The sequence below is a fragment of the Halomonas sp. genome (genome assembly GCF_041689495.1).
GTDB lineage: Bacteria > Pseudomonadota > Gammaproteobacteria > Pseudomonadales > Halomonadaceae > Halomonas.
In genome coordinates this window covers 1-6,756 of sequence record NZ_JBDNGD010000271.1, presented here as the reverse complement: position 1 = coordinate 6,756, position 6,756 = coordinate 1, and the positions used below count along the sequence as shown (strand labels likewise).

10 protein-coding genes are annotated in these 6,756 nt (G+C 63.0%); 5 read left to right on the top strand and 5 right to left on the bottom strand.

The features are described from left to right. Window positions 1–54: 54 nt before the first annotated feature. From ACESMD_RS09440 to ACESMD_RS09420, 5 genes are all read left to right on the top strand, one after another. Window positions 55–594: a hypothetical protein gene (locus ACESMD_RS09440; RefSeq protein ID WP_372612551.1), complete on the top strand. Its 540-nt coding sequence runs from the start codon at window positions 55–57 to the stop codon at window positions 592–594. Then, a complete protein-coding gene (locus ACESMD_RS09435; protein WP_372612553.1) occupies window positions 501–1,025 on the top strand; it encodes a hypothetical protein in 525 nt (174 codons plus the stop codon). The genes ACESMD_RS09440 and ACESMD_RS09435 overlap by 94 nt, the downstream gene beginning before the upstream one ends. A gap of 71 nt (window positions 1,026–1,096) precedes the next feature. After that, the gene (locus tag ACESMD_RS09430; RefSeq protein ID WP_372612549.1) at window positions 1,097–1,447 is read left to right on the top strand and encodes a 2Fe-2S iron-sulfur cluster-binding protein; all 351 of its coding nucleotides are present in this window, start codon (window positions 1,097–1,099) and stop codon (window positions 1,445–1,447) included. Window positions 1,448–1,807: 360 nt separating this feature from the next. Next, complete coding sequence (locus tag ACESMD_RS09425) at window positions 1,808–1,951, top strand: hypothetical protein (RefSeq protein WP_372612547.1); 144 nt, start codon at window positions 1,808–1,810, stop codon at window positions 1,949–1,951. Between the two features lie 149 nt (window positions 1,952–2,100). Further along, complete coding sequence (locus ACESMD_RS09420; protein WP_372612545.1) at window positions 2,101–2,799, top strand: homocysteine S-methyltransferase family protein; 699 nt, start codon at window positions 2,101–2,103, stop codon at window positions 2,797–2,799. Between the two features lie 82 nt (window positions 2,800–2,881). Here ACESMD_RS09420 and ACESMD_RS09415 read toward each other — a convergent pair whose 3' ends face one another. From ACESMD_RS09415 to ACESMD_RS09395, 5 genes are all read right to left on the bottom strand, one after another. Continuing rightward, window positions 2,882–4,045: an MFS transporter gene (locus ACESMD_RS09415; protein WP_372612543.1), complete on the bottom strand. Its 1,164-nt coding sequence runs from the start codon at window positions 4,043–4,045 to the stop codon at window positions 2,882–2,884. A 158-nt stretch (window positions 4,046–4,203) separates the two neighbouring features. Next, window positions 4,204–4,725 carry a hypothetical protein gene (locus ACESMD_RS09410; protein WP_372612541.1) on the bottom strand — a complete coding sequence of 174 codons (522 nt, stop codon included), beginning with the start codon at window positions 4,723–4,725 and terminating at the stop codon, window positions 4,204–4,206. Next, window positions 4,722–4,955 carry a hypothetical protein gene (locus ACESMD_RS09405; protein WP_372612539.1) on the bottom strand — a complete coding sequence of 78 codons (234 nt, stop codon included), beginning with the start codon at window positions 4,953–4,955 and terminating at the stop codon, window positions 4,722–4,724. The genes ACESMD_RS09410 and ACESMD_RS09405 overlap by 4 nt, the downstream gene beginning before the upstream one ends. Then, window positions 4,955–5,962 (bottom strand): cbb3-type cytochrome c oxidase subunit II, encoded by a 1,008-nt coding sequence (locus ACESMD_RS09400; protein ID WP_372612537.1) that lies wholly within the window; start codon window positions 5,960–5,962, stop codon window positions 4,955–4,957. The genes ACESMD_RS09405 and ACESMD_RS09400 overlap by 1 nt, the downstream gene beginning before the upstream one ends. Next, on the bottom strand, window positions 5,959–6,756 hold a 798-nt coding region (locus ACESMD_RS09395), incomplete at its 5' end, for a cbb3-type cytochrome c oxidase subunit I (RefSeq protein ID WP_372612535.1). The genes ACESMD_RS09400 and ACESMD_RS09395, both read right to left, overlap by 4 nt.

The window sequence follows — 6,756 nt, the reverse complement described above, 5'->3', positions numbered from 1 at the left end:
TGACGGACACGCGGCGGGTCGCGTGGGTCGACCAGATGATCCTCGAGGGCGGCGATGACGCCGCTGCTGTCGAGGGCTTCACGCAGCAGCAAGGCACCGCTGTCGCTGGTGGTGGCCTATGCCCTAGCCGGCAGCCTGCACGTCAAACTGCTGCGCGAGCCGCTGGGCAGAAGCGCCAACGGCGAACCGGTCTACCTGCGTGATATTTGGCCCTCACCGCAGGAAATCGAACGCACCATCAGCGAGAACCTGCACGCCGAAATGTTCACCCAAGGCTACGCCGACGTCTATGCCGGTGACGAGCGCTGGCAGGGCATGGAGGTCCCGGAGGGTGACACCTTCGAGTGGCAGCCAGAATCAACCTATGTGCGTAAGCCACCGTTCTTTGACGGCATGGGCCGCAATCCCGCCCCCTTGACCGATATCAGTGGCGCGCGGGTACTGGAGCTACTCGGTGATTCGGTGACCACCGACCACATCAGCCCGGCCGGTGCGATCGCATCCGACCGCCGGCGGGTCGCTATCTCGCCGAGCACGGCATCGAACGCAAGGACTTCAACTCCTACGGCGCGCGCCGCGGCAACCACGAGGTAATGATTCGCGGTACCTTCGCCAATATTCGTCTGCGCAACCACCTTGCCCCCGACACCGAGGGCGGTTTCACCCGCGATTTCACTCGGGCCGACACCCCGGTCACCACCATCTACGAGACCGCCGAGTCCTACGAGCGCATCCACCGCTCCAATCTGATCGGCATGGGCGTGCTGCCGCTGCAGTTCCCCGACGGTCAGAATGCCGAGACGCTCGGACTGTCCGGCGAAGAAACCTTCACGATCAACGGCCTGGCGGACACCGAAGCGACGGCCCACGAGCTGCGTGTCGCAGCCACCGACCCGCAGGGGCAGACGCGGACGTTCGCCGCCATCGTGCGCATCGACACCCCGGCCGAGGCCGGCTACTACCGGCACGGCGGCATCCTGCCCTATGTGCTGCGACAGCTGCTCGAACCGGTGGGGGTCAATTAGGCTTGAGGCCGTTCTGGACTTGGGTAGTTGCCGTTTGCACGCCGTGTTATCGATGAGGATAAGGTGATTTCATGTTGATCAAGTCGTCCGATGAGCAGCCGCGCTGGGCACTGTTCAAGCGCTTTCCCGTACCGCACAACGCCCAAGTACCGAAGGAGTTTCGTATCCAGCCGGGCAAATCCTGGCCGATACCCCCAGGGGCGAAGCGCCTGAAACGCTTTCAGATCTATCGCTACAACCCCGAGAGCGGGGAACCACCGCGTATTGATACCTTCGCCATCGACCGGGATGACTGCGGCCCGATGTTGCTGGATGCCCTGATCAAGATAAAGGACGAGATCGATCCCACGCTCACCTTCCGTCGTTCCTGTCGGGAGGGGGTCTGCGGTTCCTGTTCGATGAATATCGACGGGACCAACTAGCTGGCCTGCATTCGTGACCTCGACGAGCTTGACGAGCCGGCTACCATCTATCCGCTGAACAATTTGGACGTGGTCCGTGACCTGGTCGGCGATCAGCGCCACGCCTTCGCCCAGTACGCGACGGTACAGCACTGGCTGCGTGCCGAGGCACCGGAGGACGGTAAGGAACATCGGCAGTCACCAATGGAAGAGGCTTCGGGGGTGACATGACTCGATGCGGCGAGGATTACGCTTGCCTTGAGCATGGCTCTTTTCATGGTAAACAGGTAAGACGATGAGTTATCCAGCCGGGCGAACGCTATCCGAACTCGAACACAACTTCGCTGCCGTGCAGCGACGCATCGCCACGGTCTGCCGTCCATGGGCATGTCCGGCGACTTCGAACTGGCGATCGAGGAAGGCGCCACGGTGGTGCGCGTGGGGCAGGCGATTTTCGGCCCGCGCCCGCTGCCCGACAGCCACTACTGGCCGGATACCGGTGCAGACCAGGAAACGCGCGGATGAAACGCTCCGGATCCAAGTCAGCACACCGTCGAGCTTTATCCACCGGCTAAAAAACCGGCCAGAAGAAGTGATCTCGATACACGAGGAGGGATTGTCAATAGGCGTTTGAGCGCTCAACGTACAAGCTTCGTGATCCGTCGTGTGTCGCCGTGGAAATTGCCACAGGCATTTCAGACGACTACGTTTACCGTATGACGATTTCAAAGCCTTATACTAAGGCGCGGGAGCGGCTAAAGGCCGGTCAGGTGCTAATCCTCGATGGCGGCGTCTCGACGGAACTCGAAAGGCGCGGCATTCCGATGTTTGATGAGCTCTGGTCCGGCCGAGTCGCGCTCGATCGCGAGGAAGCGATCATCGATGTGCATCGGACTTATATCGATGCCAGCGCCGATTTATTGCTGCTGGAGATGATGTCGATACCGGCACGCATGACGGCGATGTTCGATGCCCTGCGCGATATCCAGCTACCGGTCTGGTGTGGTCTGTCAGCGGTACGCGATGCGCAAAACACCATCCGCTCCTGGCATGAAACGACCACGGCGTTTAGTGAGATCGTCGAGCTGGCGGCCCAGCAAGGTTTTGATGCGCTGGGCATCATGCATACGAGTGCCGAACTGATCGATGACGCCTTGCCTGTGATCCGCAATAGGTACCAAGGCCCAATGATGGCCTATCCAGACTCCGGTTATCTGGAAATGCCGCATTGGCGTTTTGTGGACACCATCACGCCGCAGCGCTTTGCCGAATTCGCGCATGAATGGCGCAGGGCGGGTGCGCAGATCATCGGTGGTTGTTGCGGTTTAGGCCCCGAACATATCGGCGCCATCGCGGACATGAAGTCTCGCTAATCAGACAACGATATGCGTCTGGAGGCGGCGAAATCGATGTCGTCGATGGTCATGAGCAATGCCTGAATCCTGAGGGTTAGGCTTATCGGCGAGGTTGCGCGTGTTCCGGCAACCCCATCGCCAGCGGCACGCTGATGATCCCGCCGATCAGGGCGACCCACAGTGGCGCCGCCGGCCCCCAAAGGGCCGCGACCGGCCCCAACGCCATGATGCCCAGCGCCGCGAGCCCGTTGGAGAGGCCCAGGGCGAGCCCCGAGCCCAGCGAGCGGTTCTCGGGCAGGATGTCCTGGGCGATGAGTACGCCCAGGGGCAGCGTCGCGAACAGGCTGATGCCGAGAATGCCCAGCACGATCCACAGCCAGCCTCCACTGGCCAGCAGGAAGGCGGTGAGCATGACGGCCGAGAGGCTCATGGCCGCGATCAGCAGCGGTCGCCGTCCCACCTTGTCGGACAGGTGGCCGCCACCCACGTTGCCGATCACCCCGGCCAGCAGCAACACCGTGATGAAACTCGCGCCGGTGGTCAGCGAGCCGCCGGCCTGGGTCCACATCAGCGGCACGAAGGTCACGATCGTGAAGATCATCAGCGAGCGCAGCGTCGAAAATGCGACCAGTCGCGACACCGGCCCGGCGTGCTGGCGCCAGGCGATGGGCGTGGCATTCGTCGTGCGGGCAGGCAGTTTGGGTGCCCACTGCAATAGCAGCGGCAGGGTCAGCAGGGCCGGCAAGGCGAGTATCCACAGATAGCCAAGACCCCACTGAACCACCACCCAACTGGCGATGGCCGGCCATACACCGCGCCCCACCTCGCCGCCCACCATGAATATCGACAAGGTCATGCCCGGCCTGTCACCGCCCAGCTGCCTGATGCCGGCAAGCGCCTGGGGATGGAAGAACGAGTTGGCTATCCCGATCAGCGCCAGCACCGCCAGCAGCGACCAGAAACCCGAGACGAAGCCGACCAGCGCCCCGCCCAGCGACGAACCGGCGAGCCCGCCGGCGATCATGATGCGCCCACCCACACGATCCGCCAGGAGCCCGACCAGTGGTTGCAAGGCCTGTCCCATCAGCAGGGCGGCCATGATCGTGCCCGCCAGCGCCACCGACAGGTTCAGCGACACCAGAATGACCGGCAGGACACCCGGCAGGTAGTTGGCGGCACCGTCGTTGAGGAAGTGTGCCCAGCTCATGCCCGCCAGGCGGTTGGGCTGAGGCCCGGCCCGGTCGGCGGTCGTAGTGAATGCCATTCGCTGTCTCCACGGAATCTGTAGAAAAGAAATGGCAACATGATAGACGATTAAGGGGTTGAATTGGCCGGGGTGTCTGAGGGATCGGCGTGTTGCCCAGCAGGCGCCGGGGTCGAACGCTGCGATGGCGTTTCACAGGGTCCGGTGCCGCGCGCGAATCACTCCGAAGAAGCGTCCGGCGATGTGCTGCGGGCCTCAGGCGCGCCGTAAGTCGGCGTGTCGGCGAAAGGGGGCGGTGGATACCACTGCTGCAATCCGTAGAAGATACCGAAGGTCATGATGACGATCAGCAGCACCCAGATCCAGGTGGGGGTCGGGGCCGGCGTCTCCGCTCGAGAGGGCTCCCAGCGCGTTTCACTGGCACCGCCATAGGAGTTGACCAGAATCGGAATCTTGCCTTCCAGCACATCGTTGTCGCTGAGCCCGTTGATGGCGATGCCCGGACCGTTGCGCACCTCGAAGGCGAGGTGCCTGACGCCTTTCTGGCCGCCGGCGTCGTAGGCCTCGATACGCAGCGTATGCGGGCCATCGTCCAGGGCCGTGGTATCCAGCTGAAAACGCACCGGGGAGCGATGGGTGATGATGGGCTCCTCGCCGCCGTCGAGGAAGATATCGGTGCGTGTCTGATCGCGGGAGTTTTGATTGAGGGAGTCCTGATTGAAAGAGTTCTGATCGCTCATGGCCTGTCCTCACCGTCATCCTTCAGGATACGCCGCTTGATATGTCGATCCTGCCGTTCACCCGGCTTCAGGAAGCACTTGATGCAATAGACGGTGACCAGCAGCACGATGATACTGCCGGCGACGACCAGCAGCTTGTCCACCAGGCCGATTCGATCGACGAACTCGGCGGCCTGAGCCCGCGCCAGTAGGCTAGATGTCATCAGCATGACGAGAAACTTGCCGCGCATCATTCCCCTCCCGCCTCGCGACGGTCGGCGACCTCGTCCGCCGTCACGGTGGGCGCCTCGTTGCCCCAGCTGGTGCGCTCGTGATTGACGATGGCGGCGACTTGGTCGTCATCGAGCTGATCGGCGAAGCCGGGCATCGGCGAGGCGTATTCGGTACCGCCGATGGTACTGCCCTGCGCGCCATGCAGGATGGTATCGATATGTTCGCTCGGATCCTCCGCCAGCACCACCGGATCTCTCGCCAGGGGCGGGAAGGTGCCGGGCAGTCCCTGGCCGTTGGCCTGGTGACAGCTGGCGCAGGTATTGGCGTAAAGCGTCTCGCCCTTGGCGGCGGCCTGTTCGTCTTCGGCGCCTCCCCCTGCCGTGGCCTGGCCGTCTTCCGACGATTCTGCATCGGCCATGCCGCCGGCCCCTGCGATGGGAATCTGGCGCAGGGAAAGCAGGTAGGCCACCAGGGCCTGACCCTGGGGCGTGGGCACGACCTCGCCACTTTCCGGCGCGTAGGGCTCGGGAATGGTCACCACCGGCGCATCGCCGTCCGCTGTCGCCGCCGGTTCGAAGAGCCAGGGATAGGCCGGCATGATCGACTCCTTGACCACCGAACGGGGGTTGTAGAGGTGCAGGTACTGCCAGGTTTTGCTGGATTGCCGAGCCCCAATGTTGGAAAGATCCGGACCGGTACGCGCGCTGCCCAGCACCGCCGGCGAATAGGGGCGCCAGACATCCATGGGGCCGAGCAGGGCATAGTCCGCGGCGGCGGAGGGACGCCCCCAGGGCTGGTCCATGGGCAGGGGGCGCACCTGCTGGGTATGGCAGGCCACGCAGCCTTCGGCGATATACACCTCGAGCCCTCGCTGTTCGATATCCGACAGCGGCTCGGCCTCGGGCAAGGGCTCGGTGTTGTGCTGTACCCACTGTGCCGGAAGGATGGCGATGATGAAGGCCAGCCCGATGAAGCCGAAGAAGATCGTGCCCAGCAGCAGCCAATGGTTGCGATGAAAGTTCATGCTGCGGCCTCCTGTGCCGCTAGAGGCTGGCGCTGCCCATGACGAACGGGACGCATGCACCAAAGGTTATAGGCAAATATCAGGTGCGACAGGAACATCAGGCCGCCACCCAGGGCGCGCCATAGCCAGTAGGGCGCCATCATCGTCACCGATTCGATGAAGGGGGCGTCGGACATCCAGCTCAGGCCCTGCAGGGTGCCGCCGATCATCAGGGCGATGGTATAGATGGCCACCCCGACGAAGGCGAACCAGAAGTGCACGCCGGCCAGGAAGTGTGACGGCTCACGGCCCGTCAGGCGCGGCACGAGGCCATAGATGCCGCCCCAGATCAAAAAGACCACGAAGCCGTACATGGTCAGGTGCGAATGAGCGATGGTGAAGTTGGTGAAGTGCCAGACCCGACTCAGGCTGCGAAACGCCTCGAAGGTGCCTTGCAGCGAAAACAGGAAGTAGGCGATCACCCCGACCAGGATAAAAGGCAGGCTGTAGCTACGGGCTACGCTGTGAAAGCTGCCCTTCATGGTCATCAGGAAGTTACCGGTGCCCGCGGCAAGGGTGACGATCATGCCCACGCTGAAGATGATGGCCACGGTCTGCAGCCACCAGGGGGTCGGTGCGAAGATGAAATGGTGGGCGCCGATCATGCTGTAGAACAGCATCTGGGTCCAGAACGCCAGCACCCCGAGGGAATAGGAGTAGATCGGCTTGTTGAGCAGCTTAGGCAGGAAATAGTAGGTCAGCCCCAGCACCATGGGTGTGAACCACATGCCCACGCCCATGTGCATGTAGAAGCC